The following is a 20,614-nucleotide window of genomic DNA, read 5'->3' as shown; positions in this document are numbered from 1 at the left end:
GTTGGATGCCTGCGGAGGGTTAAGGACTGGCCCTGGCCCAATCTGCAGGCTGAATGAGCGGGAACAGCGCATCCTCCCGTTCCAGTTCATCCAGCCAGCTCTCCTGAAGATCCTCGCGGCCATCGATGGCCGCCATCAAACGCCAAAAACGCTGGAGGTGACGTTCGATGCGTTCCTTCGCCAGTTCTGTGGTGGTCCCTGCTCTCAGGATGAAGCTCCAGTCCGACGACTGCGCTAAGAGAAGCTCTCGCCCTGCTTGATGCAGCAGGCGCAGATCCGATTCGCTGCCAACGCCTCGGCTGCAGCGCTCCACCATGGCGCGGCCGGCCCGGCTCCATTCAGGAATGATCCACGCATTGGTTTCGTTGAGCCAGTAATCGTGGAAACCACCACGCCCCCAACTGGAGGGACAGGGATTGCACAGTTGCAGATTGGGTTGGGCATTCAGCACGCTGCGCAGACTGGTGAAGCGAATGCCTTCGCTGGGTCCCTGTCGAAACAGCTCCGCCAGGAACCGGGGACCTTCGAACCACCAATGGCCAAACAGTTCGGCATCAAAGGGCGCCACGAGAAGGGGTTCGATGGCCATGCCTGCCTGCAACCGATCCAGTTGTTGACGACGACCTTGGAGGAAATGCTGGGCATGCTCGCAGGTGCGTTCCATGGCCCGGTTGGGTTGGTAAGGCTGCTTGCCATCGAGCCCACTGCTGGGATTGCTGACGCGGTGCAGCTTCAGGCCAAGGGGTCTGCCGGTGGGTAGCCCCTCGGCGGCAACGGTTTCCGCTGGGAGATCCCAGCCAAGGTCCCGGTGAAATTCCCGATACCAAGGATCTCCTGGATAGCCATCCTTGGCGGACCAAACCGGAAGCGTGGCGTCGCTATCCCGGCCAAAGAACGCCACGCCTTGACGGCTCACGATTGGGGCGTAGACGCCGTAGCGCGGTCGAGGTTCGGCGTGGAGTAGACCATGCCCATCGAGGACGGCGTAGCGCAGACCCGCATCCCGCATCCAGTGGTCAAGACCTTCGTAGTAAGCGCATTCCGGCAGCCAGATTCCCAGTGGGCGTTCTCCCAAAAGCCGGTGATGCTCCCGCACAGCCGTGCGGAGTTGTGCACGCACCGCCTCCGGATGCTCGCGCAGCAGGGGCAGGTAGCCATGGGTGGCACCACAGGTGAGCAGATCCAGCACACCTTGGCGTTGGAGGCCTGCGAAGCGACCGATCAGATCGCCTTCACACTGATGCCAGGAGCTCAGGTGGCGTTGGAAGCTGTCAGCCAGGTGATCGGCGGCGTCCTTGCGGTTGTCTGGCGTTTGGTTCAACAGGCTGAGGCGGGCCTCAATCCAGGCGGGGAACCTCTGCTGCAGGGTTCGATCCGACAGCAGCGACAGCAAGGTGGGTGAAACCCCCATGGTGAGTTCGGGTGCCAGCTGCGGATCGGCTGCTGCTGCCTCCAGGGTCTCCAGCAGCGGTAGATAGCACTCGATCAGCGCTTGGAAGAACCAGTCCTCTTCTAGAGAGTGTTCTTCCTCTGCCCGGACATAGGGAAGGTGTGCGTGCAGAACAAGAGCGAGTGCTCCGGGTGCCACGGTCCCGTCCCATCAACCGTGTGAATGTACCGGTATTCCTTGCGGGTTTCGCAAGAATCGACACGCACACTCGCTTAGACTGGCCTAACTCATAGTCATTCCGACTAAATCGCGTCGAGGCTTCCGCCATGGCCCACGATCCAGGCCGCGTTCTGATCTTCGACACCACCCTCAGGGATGGTGAGCAGTCTCCTGGAGCCAGCCTCAACCTCGAAGAAAAGCTGGCGATTGCTCAACAGCTCGCCCGGCTCGGAGTGGATGTGATCGAGGCTGGTTTCCCCTTCGCCAGTCCCGGAGATTTTGCTGCTGTGCAACGCATCGCCCAGCAGGTGGGCGGCGACAACGGACCAGTGATTTGCGGACTGGCTAGGGCCTCCCGTGGCGACATCAAAGCCTGTGCGGATGCCGTGGCGCCTGCACCCCGTAGGCGGATTCACACCTTCATCGCCACCAGCGATATCCATCTAGAGCACAAGCTGCGCAAGAGCCGTAAGGAGGTGCTCGCCATCGTCCCCGACATGGTGGCCTACGCCCGCTCCCTGGTGGATGACGTCGAGTTCTCCTGCGAGGATGCCGGCCGCAGTGATCCGGAGTTCCTGTACGAGGTGATCGAAGCTGCCATTGCAGCCGGTGCCAGCACCATCAACATCCCAGACACTGTCGGATACACCACCCCGAGCGAATTCGGTGCGCTGATTGCTGGTATTGACCGGCATGTGCCGAACATTGCGGATGCGGTGTTGTCCGTGCATGGCCATAACGACCTGGGGCTGGCGGTGGCCAACTTCCTCGAGGCGGTGAAAAACGGTGCGCGTCAGCTCGAATGCACGATCAACGGCATTGGGGAGCGGGCTGGAAATGCGGCTTTGGAAGAGTTAGTGATGGCGTTGCACGTGCGACGCCGCTTCTTCAATCCCTACTTTGGGCGTGAAGAAGATTCACCGACCCCGCTCACGGCGGTGCGCACCGAAGAGATCACCAAGACCTCTCGTCTGGTGTCCAATCTCACCGGCATGGTGGTGCAGCCCAACAAGGCCATCGTTGGTGCCAATGCCTTCGCTCATGAATCCGGAATCCACCAGGATGGTGTTCTCAAGAATCGCCTCACCTATGAGATTGTCGACGCACGCACTGTTGGTTTAAGCGACAACCGGATCTCCCTCGGCAAACTCAGTGGTCGCAGTGCCGTGCGTGCCCGTCTGGAAGAGCTGGGCTACAACCTCAGTCGGGAGGATCTCGACGATGCTTTCGCGCGATTCAAGGATTTGGCCGATCGCAAACGAGAGATCACCGACCGTGATCTTGAAGCGATCGTCAGCGAGCAGGTGCAGCAACCGGAAGCTCGCTACCAGCTGAAGCTGGTGCAAGTGAGCTGCGGGAGCAGCCTCAGCCCAACCGCCACCGTCACCCTGGCGGATGAGGATGGAGAAGAGCAAACCATGGCCTCCATCGGGACTGGACCGGTGGATGCCGTTTGCCGAGCGCTGAATGCCTTGGCTGGGGAGCCGAATGAGCTGGTGGAGTTTTCAGTCAAGTCTGTGACCGAAGGCATTGACGCCATGGGTGAGGTCACCATCCGCCTGCGACGCGATGGGGAGCTGTATTCCGGTCATTCCGCTGACACCGATGTGGTGGTGGCAGCGGCTCAGGCCTTTGTGAATGCGCTCAACCGTCTTGTCGCCGCCGCGGCCCAGCCGGCTCTGCATCCTCAGCGGGATGCGGCCCCCCTGGATTCGAGCCCAGCACGTTGACGTTGATGCAGGCATCCCCAGGCCGTGCCGGCGTTCGTCTCGGTGCTCTGCTTCAGCTTCTGGTTCTGATCCTTCTGGCGCTGGCCGTTTTGGTGCCCCTGCTCTGGCTGGTGAGCACTTCGCTCAAAGGACAGGCGGAGGACATTTTTACGAGCCCTCCGGCACTACTTCCCGCCCAGCCCAGTCTTGATGCCTACGTTCGTTTGTTTCAGGACAACCCTCTGGGTCGTTATTTGCTCAACAGCGCGATCGTGAGCCTGGTGGCGGTGGTGGCCAACCTTCTCTTCTGCTCATTGGCGGCGTATCCCCTTGCGCGCATGCGCTTCGCCGGTCGTGGCCTCGTTCTTGGGCTAGTGGTCGCCACGATTCTGATTCCCTTCCAGGTGGTGATGATTCCGCTTTACCTGCTGATGGTTCAGCTGGGACTGCGCAACACGTTGCTGGCCTTGGTGATCCCGCAGGCCGCGACCGCCTTCGGGCTTTATCTCCTTCGCCAAAGCTTTCTAGGTGTGCCTGTGGAGCTCGAGGAAGCAGCCCGAATGGATGGTTGCAGCAAGCTCGGGGAGTGGTGGAACGTGATGATTCCGGCTGCGCGTGCCGACCTGATCACCCTGGCGATGTTCGTGTTCATCGGCACTTGGAGTGATTTCCTTTGGCCGCTTGTGATCCTTGATGATCCACAGCTGTTCACACTGCCCTTGGGTCTTCAGCAGTTGGCCAGCAGTTTTTCCCTGGACTGGCGGATGGTCGCAGCCGGCTCGGTGGTGTCGATTCTTCCGGTGCTGCTGTTGTTCATTCTTTTGCAGCGTTTCATTCTTCCCAGTGCCAGCGGTGATGCCGTTAAGGGTTGATGCTGGGCTCCGGTGGTGCTTGCAGAGTGTCCGGACTTTGGAAGGGGCCAGGGTTGAGTCGCTCCAGCAACCTTCGCTCGCGTTCTCGTGATCCGCTGCGCCAGCTCTCAAGATCGAAGATCTTTCCCTGCAGTCGCCGTTGCCGGGCTTGTAGGGCGCCTAGCTGCTGTTGGAGGAGCTCTTGACTGGTTTTTTGCTCTGCGCGGTCAAACCCTTCCAACTTTTCGACGCGATCGACGAGCTCCTGCAACATCAAATTCTGGCGTTGAACGGCTTGCCAGAGCACCACAAACAAAACAATCAGCAGTGGGATCCCCGCGGTGGGAAGGATGAGCCAAAGGCGTTGTTGCATGGGAGGTTCGGCGGCTCAGTTTCAAGTTTGAACGGATCTTTGGCAGCTGAATCCTGTGGAACTGGGATCGCTGCCAGCACCGTTCTTGAACTTCACCTGATTGATCTGTCTGCCTTGAGTGATGGTAGGAGGCCTCAATATCTTGGCCCCGCTGCTGGCGAATGAATCGGCGGTGAAGACTGGCTTGGAGCTCGTGGAAGGACCGTCTACTGCGAAATCGGTGTTCCATTGGGTGTGGCCGATGTTCTTGGCGTTTCCCACCCGTTTGTTGAGAGGGTCACTGTTGCCGTCACCGCCAACGGGTGGCAGAACACGGCAGGCGGCCTGCATGGCGGACCGACCGAGGTCGAGCCTGATCAGGCTGGTTCCAAGGCTCCGTGCAGCGGTGCTCAGACGGTCCAATGCCATTGGGCGTAGCAGCACTTTTGCGATGTCTAGCAATGGTCTGATGAAATGAGTTCTGTGCACGTGAGGCTGCTGCCCTTGTCTCTTCAGGATCTCGATGCCCTGCTGCAACGTCGAAAGGATGAGCCTGAACTGGCGCAACGTTTGTCGGAGCCCTTGTCGTTGGAGACCCTGATCGCGCTCGGACGTGAACGTGATCTGGTGATTACGGAAGAGGATGTTTTCCTGGCGCAGCAGCGAGAAGAGTCGACGGTGTCGTCTACCGAGTTGCAGCGACGCATGGCTGATGAGTCCAGACGCCTGCGCCATTTCATCCAGGGCTGAAGTTCACCCTTGAGACCATCGCCCGTGATTTGCGTCTGAGTTTCCTGACCGGTGTGTCTGGATGGCGTCACACCACCTACGAACGGTTTGGTGTTTTCAGGTTCATGGCTACTTTCACCATCACCCTTGAGGGCGGCAAAGATTTCTCCTGTGCGGATGACCAATACATTCTGGACGCAGCAGAAGAGCAAGGAATTGATCTTCCTTATTCCTGTCGCGCTGGAGCTTGCAGCACCTGTGCTGGAAAAGTGATCTCTGGAAGCGTTGATCAGACCGACCAGAGCTTTCTTGATGATGAACAGATGGGCAACGGATTTGCCCTGCTATGTGTGAGCTATCCGCTATCGGATTGCACCATCAAGGCCGAGGTGGAAGACGAGCTCTGATCAACTTGGTGGGCCTCGCTCACCAAATCTTTAATCCATCCTCACCACGTCGGGCGTCTGACCGAACACTTGGCCGATCCAGATGGCATGGGTGACAGCACCGTCATGGGTGTGGAATTCCCACGCCATTTCAGGATTGGTGCTGCGTTCAATTTCTTGACTCTCCTCGTTAACGCGCAAATAGTCACCTGTGCCCTCATGGCGAAGGACGTAGCGCTCAAGGCGTTGCGTTCTCATCACGGATGTCATCTTGTCCTGATCAATGCCTAGCCAGCTCTCTGTGGCTGGTGTCATCCACTTCAGCTTTTTGTGGGTTTTTCGTTGATCGATTGATTCTCCGTCTCTTGGTAGCGGGTGCTGCGAATCCAGATCAGCGGATCGGAGAGGGTCAGGCGCATCTGGTAGCCGCTATTGCGAAACCAGCGCTGCTCGCTTGGCATCATCAGCGTCGGCTGGCATTGCCAATGATTGTTGAGGTACATCTCGATGAGGTCAGGGTCCGGCGGTGAGTCCTGTTGCCAATGAACCAGCGCCAGTTCTCTCGTTTCGGAGGTGAGTGTGGCGATCCGTCCATTGGGGCCTGCGTCCTGGTCCGGTTGGACCTGTTCATGAAGCTGTTCTCGGGCCACGAAAAGGCGAAGCGGACTCTCGGTGTCCCGCCCTTCCAGGCAGTACTTGTCGAGGTAGAGCCTCCTGGCACGAGCAAAGAGAGGCGCAGGAGCTCGAGTGAGCAGTGCCTCGTAGGCGTCAGCGAGGACTTGGCTAGGCATCGCGTGAAGGCGGCTCGGTTCAGCATCCGGGATGGCGGGACCGCCTGTGCCGTGAAACACTGTAGACAGATGCAGAAGTGGACATGCCCGATTCCGGTCGCCCGATGTACAGGCTCGTGGCGCTGGATGGAACACCGCACCCAGTGCTGGATGCCCCATACGAGTCTGTGGCGGCTGCTGAGGCGGCAGCCAGTCGCTGGTGTGCCGGTCAGGGACGATCCCTTTCTGTTTGTGAGCGTGGCATGGCGCTTGAGGTGCAAACCCGATGTGGTGAGTGGCGCACGCTCGGATATCCCAGTGCTTGTTTAACGAGTGAGCCGGAGCTTGGCGGTGGTCGATAAGGAATGCATGATGGCTCGTTGAAAAGGGGCCTTGCGTCCTCTGGCTTCCAGATCAAGCATGGTCGGGTGTGAAAGGCGCGAGCCATGAAAGTGAGTGTTGATCTCTGCCTGGTGCCGCTTGGGGTTGGTGTTTCTCTGGCTCCCTATGTGGCGATGTGTCAGGAGGTGATTGAGTCCTCAGGGCTCGAGCATCAATTGGGGCCTGATGGAACCGCGATTGAGGGTGATTGGGATGCCGTTTTCGCCTGCGTGAAGGCCTGCCATGTGCGGCTTCACGCTGAGGGGGTGCCGCGTTTGCATGCTTCGTTGCGGGTGAACACCCGGATCGATCGCGTCCAGTCGTTTCGCGACAAGGTGGAGAGTGTGCGCCGATTGGCGCCTTGAATTTGACGAAAGGGATGCCAATTCTGTCCAGCGCGTCTTGAATAAGACCAGGGATTGGATGCTTCGCTTTGCTGGGTCTTCCTCCACCAAGTCGGGTGCCTGTCGCTGTCGCGCTGGTGCTGGCATTGTTGGCCCCTTTCCATCCAGGCCGCGCCAAGGCGGACACGTGGGATCGCATCGGTCGCTATGCCGCTCTGATTCGGCAAGCGGGTACAGACACGATGGTGGCCAAGGATTGTCCAGAGACGCTGCTCGGGGCGTTTCATGCTCCCCAGAATGCCCTGCTTCTGTGTGCCAACAACCTCGAGGATGATCCGCTGCAGGTTTGGGTGGTGCTGGCCCATGAGTCTGCCCACGTGATGCAGCATTGCCACGGTGCGCCGCTGCTGGAGGACCATCAGGTGGGCCATGCATTGGCGAGGATTGAAGCCCAATCCACTTTGGCGTTCCAGGAGCTGAGGCTCTATCACCAGTCTCAGCGCCGTGATGAGATCGAGGCACGCCTTGTGCAGGGCATGCCCCCTGCAGAGGTGGAAGCGTTGTTCCGCAGTTTCTGTGCCGATGAGCTGCGTGGGGGCGGTCCCATCTCACCTCAAGAATCACCGTTCTCCCCACCTTGATGACTGCCATGAAGGAGGAACCCATCACCCCTTGCGCCGGACCCACGCTCGATGCGCAAGGCCGCCTGACCTACATCGGAGAGGACGGCCAGCGCTACGTGGTTCTGGATGCGCTGGAGCTGGATCACCAGACATCCCTGCGTGTGGCCGATGCGCTGCGCGATGCGGGGTTGTTATTGGATCAGATCGAGAGCCTCGCGCAACGTTGGATGAATCAGGTGTCCGCTGAGTCGCTCAGTCGCGAGGACGCACTCAATCTGCTTCTGGCGACTCTTGAAACCGACCTGGACGATGAAGCCGCATCCGCGGATGGGGTCATCGATTAATCGGCAGACCGTACGGTGAGCGCTTCGGTTCATGCTTTCTATGGGTCCCCGGATGCGCGGTTACTGGTTCATGACCTGGATCGGTCTGGTGGCCAATCTCTTGGCGCTTCCTGCAATTGGTGTGCTGGCCTTTCGATCGGATCACTCGGCCGGTTTTCAGGCCACCAACATCAGCCTGGCTTTTTCCCTGGCCTGGCCAGCGACGATCGTCGGCATCGTTGCCTGTGCCGGTCTGTTGGCGCAGCGACGCTGGGGCGTAATTCTGGCGATCGTGGCGCTCTCGATGAGCCTGGCGGGAGCCCTCCCCTACGGCATCGTTCGCCTGGCCTTGGGAGCTCAACCTGCCATCGGTCTTTGGTCGGTCCTACTGGCCGTGCTCCACTTGCTGGCCCTGATCTATTGGTGCCGTTCCGAACACCGGCGGGGCGGCCGGCTCTGATGGGTGAGCTGTCTGGCATCCCGCTGGTGCTTGCTCATCCACGCTTTCTCGTGGTGCAGAAACCTGCAGGTCTGCTCAGTCAGCCAGGACTCGGGGCCCATCAGCAGGATTCGCTAATCACGCGGCTCCAGCGCGAGTGCAAGGGGTTGCGTTTGGTGCACCGTCTGGATCGCGACACCTCAGGGCTGGTGGTGGTGGCCCGCGACCAAGACAGCTTGCGTGATCTGAGTGCGCTCTTTGCGGCCCGCCTGGTGCAGAAGTTGTATCTCGCTGATGTGGTGGGCACGGTTGGCAAGCACCAGGGTTGCCAGGATCAACCCTTGGCTCGGCTGGAGAGGCATCCACCGCGCTATGGCCCGCACCCCGATGGCAAACCCTGTCGCACACTCTGGCGACAACATGCCCGTATGCCTGGATTAACCCGCCTTTGGTTGCGCCCGCTGACCGGCCGTTCCCATCAGTTGCGGGCCCATCTTGCAGCAATGGGAACACCAATTGTTGGTGATCCCATCTATGGAGGCTCCGAGAGCAGCGGCCTTGGGCCGATGCGGTTGCACGCGCTGGCCTTAAGTTTCCCAAATTTTGAAGGCCGTGGTCGTGTGCGGGTCAGGGCGCAATTCCCAAGCTGGGCTTAGGCGGAGAACCGTCGTTTCGCAGGAATCGGATAGGGGATGCGGCGGTGACGCATCCGTCGCCATACACGCACGAAGGAGTGCATGACCAGCTCCAGTTCAGCCCGGCTGAGACTGCTCTGCGCCAGCTGACCATCGCTAATCCGAGCTTCGACGATCCGCTTGACCGTGTTCCTGGCTTCCTGTTCGCTGGTGTCGGGTGGCAGGGAACGCAGAGCGGCCTCACAGCCATCGGCCAGCATCATGATCCCCGTCTCTTTGGAACGTGGCGTTGGTCCGTGGTAACGGAATCGTGTTTCCGCAACGCTGGGATCCTTCTCGCGGGCCTGGTGAAGGAAATAGCCCATCCTCAGTGTCCCCTGATGCTCAGGAATGAAGTCGGCGATCGGGCGAGGCAGGCGGTGACGGCGCGCCAGTTTGAGGCCCTCGTCCACATGGGCCTGCAGTACGCCGGCGCTGGCCAGAGGGTCGTTCAGTCGGGTATGGGGGTTCTCCCCGCTGGTCTGATTCTCGATGAACCAGTCGGGTGCATGCAGCTTGCCCACATCGTGATAGAGCGAGCCCGTGCGGATCAGATCAACATCGGCACCAATGGCACGGGCTCCCTCCTCGGCGAGTCCGCAGATCATCAAGGTGTGTTCGAAGGTGCCAGGTGCTTCCGAAGAGAGCCGTCGGAGCAACGGTCGCTCCTGGTCGGCCAGCTCCATCAGCCGGGCCCGGGTCAGGAGGCCGAAGGAGCTCTCGAGCAGAGGAATGACCAAAATAGCCATCATCATCATCAGCCCGAGCAGCAACGCTTCTGGTGCTCGATCGCCTGCATTCGGGAGCAGCGGCATCCACGAACCAGTGAGGGATAAGCCCCCTTGAGAAGGCAGTAACAGCTCGGCCAGCCAAGCCCCAATCGGCAAGAGCACCGCCAATTGGAGGAGTTGAGCACGGCTGCGCAGGCGGCCCGCCTGAATGGCCGCAACGGTGGCTGTCGCGGCAGCAATCAGCAGTCTTCCCTCACCCAGTCCTGTCACAGGCGTCGGCCAGAGCAAGCTGGCCATGGCCATCCAGGCCAAGGCACTGGTGGTGCCTAACCCTTGCGCCAACAACAAGGTGGGCGGCACGATCACCGCCAGCGGGCTGACCGAGGCTCCGAACCACAGCTTGCAGGCTTGGCTCAGCAGTAGCAGCCCAAGCGCCAACAAGCCGTGGGGAGCCTCCAGGCAAGGACGTTCCCTGCGCATCACCAGCAGCAGCACACCGCAGCCGGCAAGCGCTTCGGTGAAATGGCTGATCCACAGCCCCAGCTTGGGGCGTCGATTGACCATGCCGAAAAAATCCAGAACGTCGTAGGCCTGAGAGCTGATTGGCTCCCCCTTCCGTGTGATCACATCGCCCTTGCTCACTTCAATCGTGGGGATTCCCTGCTGCGTGATCAATTCCTCAATCAGCCGTTGGCTGCGCAGGGGGTCGGTTTGCAGATTGCTCGCGCCTTGAAGCGTTGTCGTCAGCACCTTGCTGCCCAGGCTGAGCGCTCCTGGGCTCTTGGTGTCCTCGAGCCCCTGGAGTTGAAGTGCCGTCGCTTGCTGCAGCTGCTCCAGGGCGAGATTGTTGACCAGTCCCTGGCTAAGCATGCGTGCCAAGGCCCGGCGCAGGGCCATGTCCCATTGGCGACCTTGTTCAGGGTTGCGTTGTTGGAGCCATTGCTGTTCATCGGCCGAGAGATTGACGGGGCCGATACGCTCGGCCTCTTCGCTATTGGCCACCCGTTCCAGTTCGCTTAGATACCGCTCCAGCCGCATGCGGATCTGCTGGTTGTCAGCGGGATTGAGCACTTGAACAAAGGTGCTGGACCCAAGGCTGGATCGGCGTTGCTCCAGCGCTTCGCTATCCACGACCCGCGCTTCCTTGGGCGCTACGGCATCGAAAGGAGCGGTCAGTCCCGGTCGCAGATCTGGCTCCACCAGCCATGGCCAGCTTGAAACCAGCGCCACCAGCCCACACAGGATCAGCAGTGCACCTGTCTGCAAGCGGTTCCAGCGCAGCACGGGGCGACGTGGCGATTCGCTCCTTAGCCAGGATCTCCAGAGCCGTGTTAGGCGGTGCGAGCGCAACTCAATGGACGGCATCCAGACCAAACGCTAGCTCTGCCGGAGCGGCATGCTGGATTCAATGGCATGACAAGGCAATGGCCCTCAGATTGGATGGCAAGGCGCTGGCCAAAGAACTCGAACAGCGCTTGCAGACGCAAATCCAATCCGCATGCTCTTCAGCGGGACGTCCACCTGGATTAGCTGTTTTGCGGGTGGGGGACGACCCGGCTAGCGCGGTGTATGTCTCCAACAAGGAGAAGGCTTGTGCCCGGATCGGTGTGGACAGCTTCGGATCCCACCTGCCATCTGATGCATCAGCAGACCAGGTGTTGCAGGCCATCCGTGCTCTCAATGCCGATGGGCGCGTGGACGGGATCCTGTTGCAACTTCCCCTTCCTGAGGGGTTGGATGAAGCGCCATTGCTTGCTGCCATTGATCCGGAGAAGGATGCCGATGGACTGCACACCCTGAATCTCGGTCGGCTGCTCAAGGGTGAACCTGGGCCACGCAGTTGCACCCCGGCCGGAGTGATGGCGATGCTGCGCAGTCAGGGCATTGATCCATCTGGAAAGCGGGCTGTGGTGGTCGGACGCAGCATCCTGGTTGGCCAGCCCATGGCGCTGATGCTGCAGGCTGCCAATGCAACGGTCACGGTGGCGCATTCACGCACCCGCGATCTGGCCGCTGTGACCCGTCAGGCCGAGATCCTGGTCGTGGCCGCCGGTCGTCCCGAAATGCTGGGGGCTGACCACGTCAGTCCTGGCACCGTAGTGGTGGATGTCGGTATCCATCGCAGACCCGAGGGTGGGCTCTGCGGTGATGTGAAAGCGGCCGAACTGGAGCCGATTGCAGCAGCACTCTCGCCAGTGCCTGGGGGGGTGGGACCCATGACAGTCACCATGCTTCTGGTGAACACGGTGGTGGCCTGGTGTCGGCGACACCAGATCGATCACGATCTTGCCGATCTGATCGAGTGATGGTCCTGGGTTGGCCAGTGGCCTGACAGAATTCCGCCAGCATTGCGTTCCCCATGACCGCAACGGCGACAAGTCCTGAGGGTGTTCCGCCGTCGGGTGACCCCAAGCCCAGCTTTGACTTCAACGTTTACTTGAGCAGCGCCCGCGAACGGGTGGAAGCGGCTCTGGATGCCTCATTGGGGCCCGAGCGGCCGGAATCCCTGCGGGAATCCATGCGCTACTCATTGCTGGCTGGGGGCAAGCGCTTGCGTCCGATCCTGTGTCTCGCCGCCTGTGAGTTGGTGGGGGGCGATGCTGCACTGGCCATGCCCACAGCCGTGGCTCTGGAAATGATCCACACCATGTCGCTGATCCACGACGATCTTCCGGCGATGGACAACGATGATTTGCGGCGAGGCCGTCCGACCAATCACAAGGTCTATGGCGATGCCATGGCCATTCTGGCCGGTGATGCTCTGCTCAGCCGTGCCTTCGAAATGGTGGCGGTCCGCAGTGAAGGGGTGTCTCCCGATCGGCTGGTCCAGGTGGTGGGCGAGCTGGCGCTGGTGTCTGGTGCTCCAGGGCTGGTGGGCGGCCAGGTGGTGGATCTGGAAAGTGAAGCCAAACAAGTCGACCTGGAAACGCTGGAATACATCCATCTGCACAAAACCGCAGCCCTGCTGCGGGCCTGTGTGGTCACTGGTGCCTTGATTGGTGGTGCCGATGCCCAGCAGGTGTCGGCCATGCGTACCTATGCCAATGGCATCGGCCTGGCATTCCAGATCATTGATGACATTCTGGATGTCACGGCCAGCAGCGAGGTGCTGGGTAAAACCGCTGGTAAGGATCTGGTCGCAGACAAGACCACGTATCCGAAGCTTCTCGGCCTGGAGTCATCCCGATCCCGTGCTCTCGAGCTGGTGGCGGAGGCCAAGTCGGTACTCGACCCCTGGAAAGACAAGGCACAACCGCTTCTGGCCCTGGCTGATTACGTTGCTAGCCGCGACCGTTGATCATGGCGGTCATGACTGTGTCCATGCCGCTTCAGTTTCTCGATAACGCCGTCTTGGCTTGGGGCCTTGCGGCTTGTGGGCTGGCTCAGCTCTCCAAGCTGGTGATTGAACTGGTGCTCCACCGGCGGTGGCGGCCCGCGGTGTTGATCGAAACAGGAGGAATGCCCTCCAGTCACTCGGCTCTGGTGACCGGGACTGCGGCGGCTGCGGGCTGGCAGGAGGGGTTCAACTCGGCCGTGTTTGCCTTGGCCGCCACCGTGGCATTCGTGGTGATGTACGACGCCAGTGGTGTTCGCCGTTCCGCCGGTTTCACGGCGGAACGGGTGAATGCGCTGCCTGATGCCGTGTGGGACACAGTTCCTGAACAACCACTCAAGGAACGGCTGGGACATTCCCGCACCGAAGTGTTGGTAGGAAGCTTGATGGGGCCGGCGATCGCCTTGATCGGACTGACTTTTGTGGGTTCTCCGCTTCAGTTGGCGCACACCATCACCGACGCCCTGGGGTGACATCGCCTCCCCACGCCGAACTGAGCCTTACGCAGGATCAGACCCATGCTGCTGCTGCCTTCTCTGACTGGCTGCAGCAGAAGGATCCTGGCCTGCCGTTTGTTTTGAGCGGTTTCGCCGGTAGCGGCAAGACCTTTCTGTCCATGCGCCTGTTGCGTGAGGTGGAGGCCAGTGGTCTGTGCTGGACCGTGGTTGCTCCTACCCACAAGGCCGTCGGCGTGCTGCGCCAGGCACTCACACTCGAGGGCCTGCATCCGACCTGGTATCCCTCCACCATTCATCGCTTGTTACGACTGAAGCTCAAACGCCAGGGGGACCGGGAGCTCTGTGAAGCCACCGAGCAGACCGCCGGTGCCTTGGAACATCTGGGATTGGTGCTGATCGATGAGGCTTCGATGGTCGACAGCTCGTTGTTGTCGATCGCCTTGCAATGCGCCCATCCCTTTAAGACGCGTTTGGTGTTTGTTGGTGATCCGGCCCAGTTACCGCCTGTGGGTGAGAGCGATAGCCCCGTGTTTGCCATGAATCGGGCTGTCACCGCCTGCTTGCGCCAGGTCGTGCGGCATCAGGGCCCTGTATTGCAGCTGGCCAGTTGCCTGCGCGATGGACGGCTGCCCTGTGAAGTGCCACCAATCATTCCGCCTGTGCGCACCGAGCTCGGCCAGGTGGGGGTGTTAAACCGCAACGACTGGCTAGAGCGAGCCAAGGAAGGCCTCCGTCAGGCCGCGGCTTGCGATAACCCCGATGCTGCAAGGATTCTTTGCTTCACCAATCGCCGTCTGGAGGCGCTCGTGCCCCATGCCCGCCGGGCAATTCATGGCGACATGGCCGATCAGATGGCGGTGCTGCCTGGTGAAGTGTTGATCACCCGCACGGCAGTGATGGCCCCGGCTTCACGGGATAATGGTGAAACCGGTGAGGAGCCGGATCTGGTGCTGGGTTCCAACCGTGAGGTGGTGGTGGAAGACGTAGCGCCGGAACGCTGCGACTTGGCGGAGTTCGGTGTGGCTGGTGACACCCAGCTCTCGCTGGCTGGCCTTGGGGCACCCGTCATCGAAACTCTCAATGCCCGGGTGCGCAGCGGTGAATTGGAGCTCAATCTGCGCCTGCAGCCCCCATCCGGTAGCCAGGCCAGGCAGCAGTTGGATGCCCTGATGAAGCGTCTGGCCCAGGAGGCACGGGAAGCCGGCAAGCGCGGTGGACGGTCGTTGTGGCGCCGATACTTCCTTGTCAGGGATGCTTTCGCGTCGCTGGGGCCAGCCGCTGTACTCACGGTGCATCGCAGCCAGGGCAGCAGTTTCGGTGAGGTTTTTGTGGCGGATGATGTGTTCTGGCCGCAAGATCAGGCCTTAAGGCGGCAACTTGTTTACGTCGCGGTCAGTCGTGCCAGAGAGGGGGTCTGGCTGGCTGGCCGTTCTCCTTCCGCGGTGATGGCTGAGCGCTGGACATCAGCACTCAGGTCAGAGTGAGCCCGCTCACGCCTTGCCATCCCAGGTAGATCCCCAGGCCAAGGCTGAGGCCGCCCACCACCAGTTCACCGCGGGTGAAGAGCACAGTTTTACCCTTTTCCAGAAAAGGGATGACCTTGTCGCGACCAATCATCACAGCGATCAGGGGAGCCAGCAGAAACAGACTCGCGCCCACCGTGAAAGCGATCAGACCCACCGCTTCTTGCCAGGTGGGTAGCTGGGCAGACAGCACCACGCCGGCCGATTTGGCGAACAGCACGAGATCATCGGGGCTCACCAGCTCACCGACGGATCCCAGCAGCAGCAGCAGTGGCAGTGGCATAGCTACAAACCGGTCAATGCCCTTCGTCCAGCTCGGTGGCTCACCGCCTTCCGTGGCTGATTTGATCAATTCACGACCGCCAACGGCGATCAAGGCGCCACCTGCCAGCAGATCCAGCCCGGTGCGGTGATGGGAACCATGGCTCATGTCCAGCACAAGGGTGTGTCCCACTGTCACCAGCAGTGTCGCGGCCAACAGGGTGGTCACCACCCAGCCAGCGACGAACCAGCCTCCTCTCTTGATCGGTTGGGGGCCCAGCAGCAGCAGCAGCAGCACGGCGATGTGGATTGGGGATAGGCCAATGCCTGTGCCGTAGGCCAGCAATTCAGCCCAGAGGGTGGTGTCGCTCATCAGAACCGGCCGTCGACGAGTGCATGTCAGCGCAGGATCGCATGTTTCCTCCTTCCGCCACTCAGCACACCAAGGGTTGGCTTGCCGTTGGCTCAGCTTCGGATCTCGAACCAGTCGTCGCCGGTGATCGGGATCTGGGATGGCCTCACCAGGCGAACACGGGCGTCACTGGAGCCCTGCTCACACCACAGCCGCATTTCGTTGAGGGGTAGCGACTCGCCCTCCGCCTGAACTTCCACCCGTCCATCCGCGAGATTGCGCACCCAGCCGCTGAGCCCAAGCTCCATGGCGCGTCGCCTGCAGGCCTGTCTGAAGCCCACTCCTTGGACGTGTCCCTCCACCAAGAAGCGCCAGCGTTCCAGCAATCGGTTGGTTCGTTGACGATCGCTTCGGCTTACCCAACGGCGTCGTTCCGCTTCGCTGCGGACGCGAGCGCGGCGCGCCAACGGCATGAGATCGTCGAGGATCCGGCCCAGTGGAGGTGGACCCAGCTTGCGTGGAGGTTGGGTCTGTTCCATCCCTCAGCTCTTCGCTTGATCTTCCAACCTTCAACCTGCCACAGCGGTCCGGTTTTGCCCATCGTGGTATCGGCCTCTTGGCTTAAGTTCCAGCGATGAAATTCATGGCCCCTGAGTTGTTCTCCTCGGCGCATCAGCAGCGTGTCGCTTCTGACCTTGAGCGTGCGATAGCCCACCTGTAGGCGGCCTCGCTTGGCTTCAAAAGGGAGCAGCCCCGCCATTCGGTGCTGTCGGCCCTCAGGATCAGCCAGGCTCTGGCCGAGCAGCAACATGCCGCCGCATTCGGCATAGATCGGCTTTGTCTGAATCCAGCTCTGCAGGGCTGCAAAACTTTGTTCGCAGGTGCTGAGTCGGGCGGCATGCAGTTCCGGAAAGCCCCCCGGCAGCACCAGCCCCCTCGCCTCCTCAGGCGGTGGACCATCTGCCAGTGGGCTCCAGGGCAGCACAGGCATGTTGAGGGCTTCCAGACACTCCTGCATCTCTGGATAACGGAAGTGGAAGGCTTCGTCCTGCGCCACCGCCACGGGCAAGGCAGGCATTGGCTCTCCAGCCGTGAGGGCAGAGCTAAGCGCGGTCTGAATGGGATCGGGACCGGGAGAGGGAGCCTTGAGCAGCTCCTGAAACACGTCCATCGCTAGATGCTCTTCGGCGAGCTCGGCCCAGCGCTTGAGCCGTGGTTCGAGCTGTCGCAATTCATGCGCTGGTGCCAGTCCAAGGTGGCGACTGGGTAAGTCAAGGCGGGGATCGTTCGGCAGGCATCCCAGGCAGCGCACGCCGATCTGCTCGAGCACCTCCTCCAGCAGTTCTCGATGACGCAGGCTATTGACCCGGTTCAGTACCACACCCGCCAGCTGCAGGCGTGGGTCGAGCGCACGGAAGCCAGCCACAAGAGCGGCGAGTGATCGGGCCTGCCCTCCGGCATCCACCAGCAGCACAACGGGCAGTCTGAGCTGGATGGCCACATCGGCGCTGCTCCCTTCTGAACTGCAGCCAATGCCGTCATAGAGACCCATGACGCCCTCAATCAGGGCCAGATGGCTGCGACCTCCGTAGCCGTTAAAGCTCTGATTGACCCAGGCCTTGCCACAGAGCGGTAGGTCGAGGTTGCGGCAGGGTTGCCCTGCTGCAAGCGTGAGCAGCTGAGGGTCGAGATAATCAGGCCCAACCTTGAAGGGTTGAATGCTGCGTTGATGGTGCCTCGCCCAGGCGATGAGACAGAGGCTGAGCAGGGTTTTGCCACTTCCGCTCGCCGGAGCAGCGATCATGCAGGCCATGGTCTGAGCGGAACAACGACGTCAGGTCCCGCTCAGCGGGGGTTCAGCTGATCAGCTTGGCAGCCAATGGAGCCGCTGCTGCCAAGAGCGGATTGGTGGAGTCATGGCCGCCTTCTAGCAGGCGGGACACATCGGCTTCCACGGGCAGCTGCTGCACCGGCACAACCTCTTCAATCAGCTCCAGACTTGCCATGCCACCGGCTTCGAGGCGCATGCAGCCTCCGGATTCTGTGCAGAGAATGACGCACATCGCCGGTTGGTCATCGGGCTTACAGATCAGTCGGAGTCCCACAATTTGTCCGGGATGAATACTGGGCTGACCCATGGGAACTGGTGCCACACGCATCTTCACTGCGGTGCCATCAGGCCGCTTGAACGTGGCGGTGATGCTCTGGTCCGAATGGTGCTGATGGGTGTCCAGCGTCCAACCCAGGCGATCCGCGATCCAAGAGCCCAGCAGCAGGCCTTGCACCGGATGATCGCCCTCGACGTCAATGTCGAGCTGCACCACGTGGCCCAAGGCATCCCGCCGGTGCGGCGGATCAAACACCATCGCCAGCGTCTGATGCCAGCTGCCCAAACGCAGCCAATTGAGATCATTGACGGCCTGATTGGCTGCGATTCTGTCGGCGAGAAGACCGAGGCAGAGCCTGGGGTCTCCCAGTGCTGAATCGAGGATCAGTCGCCGTGGTGCGCTGGCCAGTTGCTGCAGCAAATCGGGGGCCTCATCGAGGGCTCCGTTCCACCAAACCCAAGCGGGCAGTTCCTCGGGCAAGAGCGGATCAAGGATTGACAACCCTTGCACCAGAGATGGCTTTCCACCGCGTAGCACCACCACATCTCCGCAAACCGCTGTTCCGCCACCTTCCTCTGGAAGTGGGCAATAGGCGGCCACGAGGGTTTCCATCGGCTGCTCTGCTTTCAGACTGGGCGCAAGGGTGATCAGCCGGCGTGGACGCAAATGGCTGAGGACCGCATCCACATGCTGACCACGGAGATCTTCACTGGTGTGATCGCCATCCATCTGACTCAGGCAACGGGCCACGGCCTCGGTCAGTGGTGGGGTGCTGATGGGCAGATCGCCGTCGACCACCGCCTTGCGTCCCGCTTCGATCAGCTGCGTTCGTTGCACACCGGTGATGGGCCCATCCAGCCGCCCCGTCCGAACCAGTTGCTGTTCCACCCAGGCCGGTTGCCAAATCAATAGGCAGAAGGTGTGCGCCCCGGTGTTGTTGGGCTGATCGCGTGACCAGAGCTGTTCCAGGTAGTTGGGAACTTCCGAAGGCGGAAGCTCTAGAGGGGTCTGAAGGGTGAGCTGGGGAGACATGGCGAACCGTTGGGTGGAGCAGGTCGGAGAGGGCGGATCAGGTCAGGGTCGGCGCCACAGCAATCCGTCGCGTGCGAGCAGGGCATCGGAGGCCGCGGGGCCCCAGGTGCGGGATTCATAGGGATGGATCGGCAGCTGCCATGGGCTGTCTTCGATCAGTTCCAGCAGAGGGGTGTAAAGGCGCCAGGCGGCTTCGACCTCATCACTGCGGGTGAACAGAGTTGGATCGCTCAGCATGGCGTCTGCCAGGAGCCGCACATACCCCTCGTCGGAGGGTTCTCCAAACGACTCGTCGTAGGAAAACTCCATTTCCACCGGGCGGCTGCGCATGCCGGAACCGGGTGACTTCACTTCGAATTTGAACTCTGCGCCTTCATCGGGCTGAATGCGCAGGATGAGTTGATTGGCAGTGGGCCCGCCTCCGGCTGCATCGAACAAATGCACCGGCGCTTCGCGGAAGGTCAGCACCACTTCGCTCAGTCGTTTTGGCAGGCGTTTCCCCGTTCTGACGTAAAAGGGCACCCCCTGCCAACGCCAGTTGTCGATGAACAGCTTCATCGCCACATAGGTTTCCGTGGTGCTGTTCGGGTCGACCCCGTGCTCCTGGCGATAACCAAGCAAGGGAGATTCATGCGTGCCCCCTGGTCCGTACTGGCCGCGGATGCAACAGTTCCAAGGCTCGTTCTCATCGGCCAGGCGTGCGGCTTGCAGAACCTTGGCTTTTTCACTTCGGATCGCTTCAGGATCAAAGCGCCCGGGGGTTTCCATGGCCGTGATGGCCAGCATTTGGGTCAGGTGGTTCTGCACCATGTCCCTGAGTGCACCAGAGGTTTCGTAGTAGCCAGCGCGTTCCTCCACGCCAACCGTTTCTGCCGCTGTGATTTGGACGCTTGAGATGTAGTTGCGATTCCAGATCGGCTCAAAAATGGTGTTAGCGAACCGCAGAACCATGATGTTCTGAACAGTTTCCTTTCCGAGATAGTGATCGATCCGGAAGATCTGGTTTTCCTGTCCGCAGCTCTGCACCACGCGATTGAGGGCTTGGGCACTGCTGTAATCCCGACCAAAGGGTTTTTCGATCACCACCCGGCTGCGCTCCGGGTCTTTCAGCAGGCCTGCATCGGCGAGGGCTCTGCAGCCGCCGGCATAAAACTTCGGAGACACCGACAGATAGAAGGTGCGGTTGTTGCGAGTAGCCCTCAACCGGTCGATTTCATGCAGCCGATGTCCCAGCTTCACCAGATCTTCGGGTTGCTGGAGATCCACGGGCTCGTAGAACATGCCCGCTGAGAATTGTTCCCAGGCCTCAGGATTTTCCGCGATGGTGCTCTCCATCGCGGCTGCCATCTTTTGGCGGAATTCGTTGTCGCTCCATGGCCTGCGAGCGCAGCCGAGCAGTGCGAATTCACTGGGCAGTCGTCGTTGCTTGAAGAGCTCAAAGAGCGCCGGTACCAGTTTGCGGTGGGTGAGGTCACCGCTGGCTCCGAAGATCACCAGACACTGTGGGGCGATCACGCGCTCTTGACGCAGCCCCACCCTCAACGGGTTCGTGATCGTTGCGCTCATGGCACTGCAATCTCTGTCGCAGGTTTAACCAGGAATCCTCGAGATGACAGTGCCGCAGC

Annotated in this window: 25 protein-coding genes; 14 read left to right on the top strand and 11 right to left on the bottom strand. The window is 60.8% G+C overall.

Going from position 1 to position 20,614, the window contains the following annotated elements:
- Positions 1-19 precede the first annotated feature (19 nt).
- Positions 20-1,588 carry a glycoside hydrolase family 57 protein gene (locus tag SynA1560_RS10100; RefSeq protein ID WP_186500425.1) on the bottom strand — a complete coding sequence of 523 codons (1,569 nt, stop codon included), beginning with the start codon at positions 1,586-1,588 and terminating at the stop codon, positions 20-22.
- Between the two features lie 128 nt (positions 1,589-1,716).
- On the opposite strand from SynA1560_RS10100, the gene SynA1560_RS10095 reads away from it, so the two are divergent.
- Both SynA1560_RS10095 and SynA1560_RS10090 read left to right on the top strand, forming a co-directional pair.
- Positions 1,717-3,339, top strand: a complete 1,623-nt coding sequence (locus SynA1560_RS10095) for a 2-isopropylmalate synthase (protein ID WP_186469154.1) — start codon at positions 1,717-1,719, stop codon at positions 3,337-3,339.
- Positions 3,340-3,344: 5 nt separating this feature from the next.
- Entirely contained in the window at positions 3,345-4,190 is an 846-nt protein-coding gene (locus SynA1560_RS10090; RefSeq protein ID WP_186469153.1) for a carbohydrate ABC transporter permease, read from the top strand.
- Here the strand turns inward: SynA1560_RS10090 and SynA1560_RS10085 are convergent.
- Positions 4,180-4,542 (bottom strand): signal protein, encoded by a 363-nt coding sequence (locus tag SynA1560_RS10085; protein WP_186500424.1) that lies wholly within the window; start codon positions 4,540-4,542, stop codon positions 4,180-4,182. The genes SynA1560_RS10090 and SynA1560_RS10085 overlap by 11 nt on opposite strands.
- A gap of 21 nt (positions 4,543-4,563) precedes the next feature.
- Positions 4,564-4,950, bottom strand: coding sequence for a hypothetical protein (locus SynA1560_RS10080; protein ID WP_186500423.1), 387 nt, complete (start codon positions 4,948-4,950; stop codon positions 4,564-4,566).
- Positions 4,951-4,995: 45 nt separating this feature from the next.
- On the opposite strand from SynA1560_RS10080, the gene SynA1560_RS10075 reads away from it, so the two are divergent.
- On the top strand, positions 4,996-5,271 hold the full coding sequence (locus SynA1560_RS10075; RefSeq protein WP_370523150.1) for a Nif11-like leader peptide family natural product precursor: 276 nt from the start codon (positions 4,996-4,998) through the stop codon (positions 5,269-5,271).
- A 104-nt stretch (positions 5,272-5,375) separates the two neighbouring features.
- Entirely contained in the window at positions 5,376-5,657 is a 282-nt protein-coding gene (locus tag SynA1560_RS10070) for a 2Fe-2S iron-sulfur cluster-binding protein (protein ID WP_186469150.1), read from the top strand.
- A gap of 30 nt (positions 5,658-5,687) precedes the next feature.
- Here SynA1560_RS10070 and SynA1560_RS10065 read toward each other — a convergent pair whose 3' ends face one another.
- Together SynA1560_RS10065 and SynA1560_RS10060 are read right to left on the bottom strand one after the other, a co-directional pair.
- Entirely contained in the window at positions 5,688-5,951 is a 264-nt protein-coding gene (locus tag SynA1560_RS10065) for a hypothetical protein (protein ID WP_370523149.1), read from the bottom strand.
- 5 nt (positions 5,952-5,956) lie between these two features.
- Entirely contained in the window at positions 5,957-6,427 is a 471-nt protein-coding gene (locus SynA1560_RS10060; protein WP_186500422.1) for a hypothetical protein, read from the bottom strand.
- 83 nt (positions 6,428-6,510) lie between these two features.
- Here SynA1560_RS10060 and SynA1560_RS10055 point away from each other — a divergent pair, with 83 nt between their 5' ends.
- The 6 genes from SynA1560_RS10055 (at position 6,511) to SynA1560_RS10030 (ending at position 9,172) form a co-directional block, all read left to right on the top strand.
- Entirely contained in the window at positions 6,511-6,768 is a 258-nt protein-coding gene (locus SynA1560_RS10055; RefSeq protein ID WP_186500421.1) for a hypothetical protein, read from the top strand.
- 84 nt (positions 6,769-6,852) lie between these two features.
- Positions 6,853-7,152 (top strand): MTH1187 family thiamine-binding protein, encoded by a 300-nt coding sequence (locus SynA1560_RS10050; protein ID WP_186500420.1) that lies wholly within the window; start codon positions 6,853-6,855, stop codon positions 7,150-7,152.
- Positions 7,153-7,247: 95 nt separating this feature from the next.
- On the top strand, positions 7,248-7,772 hold the full coding sequence (locus tag SynA1560_RS10045) for a hypothetical protein (protein WP_186500419.1): 525 nt from the start codon (positions 7,248-7,250) through the stop codon (positions 7,770-7,772).
- 8 nt (positions 7,773-7,780) lie between these two features.
- Complete coding sequence (locus SynA1560_RS10040) at positions 7,781-8,098, top strand: hypothetical protein (protein ID WP_186469145.1); 318 nt, start codon at positions 7,781-7,783, stop codon at positions 8,096-8,098.
- A gap of 40 nt (positions 8,099-8,138) precedes the next feature.
- Positions 8,139-8,537 carry a hypothetical protein gene (locus SynA1560_RS10035; RefSeq protein WP_186469144.1) on the top strand — a complete coding sequence of 133 codons (399 nt, stop codon included), beginning with the start codon at positions 8,139-8,141 and terminating at the stop codon, positions 8,535-8,537.
- On the top strand, positions 8,501-9,172 hold the full coding sequence (locus SynA1560_RS10030) for an RluA family pseudouridine synthase (RefSeq protein ID WP_370523148.1): 672 nt from the start codon (positions 8,501-8,503) through the stop codon (positions 9,170-9,172). The genes SynA1560_RS10035 and SynA1560_RS10030 overlap by 37 nt, the downstream gene beginning before the upstream one ends.
- Here SynA1560_RS10030 and SynA1560_RS10025 read toward each other — a convergent pair.
- Positions 9,169-11,286, bottom strand: a complete 2,118-nt coding sequence (locus SynA1560_RS10025) for an HDIG domain-containing metalloprotein (RefSeq protein ID WP_186500418.1) — start codon at positions 11,284-11,286, stop codon at positions 9,169-9,171. The genes SynA1560_RS10030 and SynA1560_RS10025 overlap by 4 nt on opposite strands.
- Positions 11,287-11,345: 59 nt before the next feature.
- Here SynA1560_RS10025 and folD point away from each other — a divergent pair, with 59 nt between their 5' ends.
- From folD to SynA1560_RS10005, 4 genes are read left to right on the top strand one after another with little or no spacing between them, the layout of a single operon-like run.
- Positions 11,346-12,227, top strand: coding sequence for a bifunctional methylenetetrahydrofolate dehydrogenase/methenyltetrahydrofolate cyclohydrolase FolD (gene folD / locus SynA1560_RS10020; protein ID WP_186500417.1), 882 nt, complete (start codon positions 11,346-11,348; stop codon positions 12,225-12,227).
- A gap of 53 nt (positions 12,228-12,280) precedes the next feature.
- Positions 12,281-13,219, top strand: a complete 939-nt coding sequence (crtE, locus tag SynA1560_RS10015) for a geranylgeranyl diphosphate synthase CrtE (RefSeq protein ID WP_186469141.1) — start codon at positions 12,281-12,283, stop codon at positions 13,217-13,219.
- Positions 13,220-13,221: 2 nt separating this feature from the next.
- Positions 13,222-13,728: a divergent PAP2 family protein gene (locus tag SynA1560_RS10010; RefSeq protein ID WP_186469140.1), complete on the top strand. Its 507-nt coding sequence runs from the start codon at positions 13,222-13,224 to the stop codon at positions 13,726-13,728.
- A complete protein-coding gene (locus tag SynA1560_RS10005) occupies positions 13,725-15,197 on the top strand; it encodes an AAA family ATPase (RefSeq protein WP_186500416.1) in 1,473 nt (490 codons plus the stop codon). The genes SynA1560_RS10010 and SynA1560_RS10005 overlap by 4 nt, the downstream gene beginning before the upstream one ends.
- Here SynA1560_RS10005 and SynA1560_RS10000 read toward each other — a convergent pair.
- The 5 genes from SynA1560_RS10000 to zwf form a co-directional block, all read right to left on the bottom strand.
- Positions 15,184-15,870, bottom strand: a complete 687-nt coding sequence (locus SynA1560_RS10000) for a GAP family protein (RefSeq protein WP_186500415.1) — start codon at positions 15,868-15,870, stop codon at positions 15,184-15,186. The genes SynA1560_RS10005 and SynA1560_RS10000 overlap by 14 nt on opposite strands.
- Before the next feature lie 92 nt (positions 15,871-15,962).
- Positions 15,963-16,322, bottom strand: a complete 360-nt coding sequence (locus tag SynA1560_RS09995) for an acylphosphatase (RefSeq protein WP_186469137.1) — start codon at positions 16,320-16,322, stop codon at positions 15,963-15,965.
- Positions 16,265-17,662, bottom strand: a complete 1,398-nt coding sequence (locus SynA1560_RS09990; RefSeq protein WP_186500414.1) for a cobyrinate a,c-diamide synthase — start codon at positions 17,660-17,662, stop codon at positions 16,265-16,267. The genes SynA1560_RS09995 and SynA1560_RS09990 overlap by 58 nt, the downstream gene beginning before the upstream one ends.
- A 43-nt stretch (positions 17,663-17,705) precedes the next feature.
- Positions 17,706-18,989: a glucose-6-phosphate dehydrogenase assembly protein OpcA gene (locus SynA1560_RS09985; RefSeq protein ID WP_186469135.1), complete on the bottom strand. Its 1,284-nt coding sequence runs from the start codon at positions 18,987-18,989 to the stop codon at positions 17,706-17,708.
- 42 nt (positions 18,990-19,031) lie between these two features.
- Entirely contained in the window at positions 19,032-20,555 is a 1,524-nt protein-coding gene (zwf, locus tag SynA1560_RS09980; RefSeq protein WP_186469134.1) for a glucose-6-phosphate dehydrogenase, read from the bottom strand.
- Between the last annotated feature and the right edge of the window lie 59 nt (positions 20,556-20,614).

The organism is Synechococcus sp. A15-60 (assembly GCF_014280095.1).
GTDB lineage: Bacteria > Cyanobacteriota > Cyanobacteriia > PCC-6307 > Cyanobiaceae > Synechococcus_C.
This window is presented reverse-complemented; position numbering and strand designations above follow the sequence as displayed.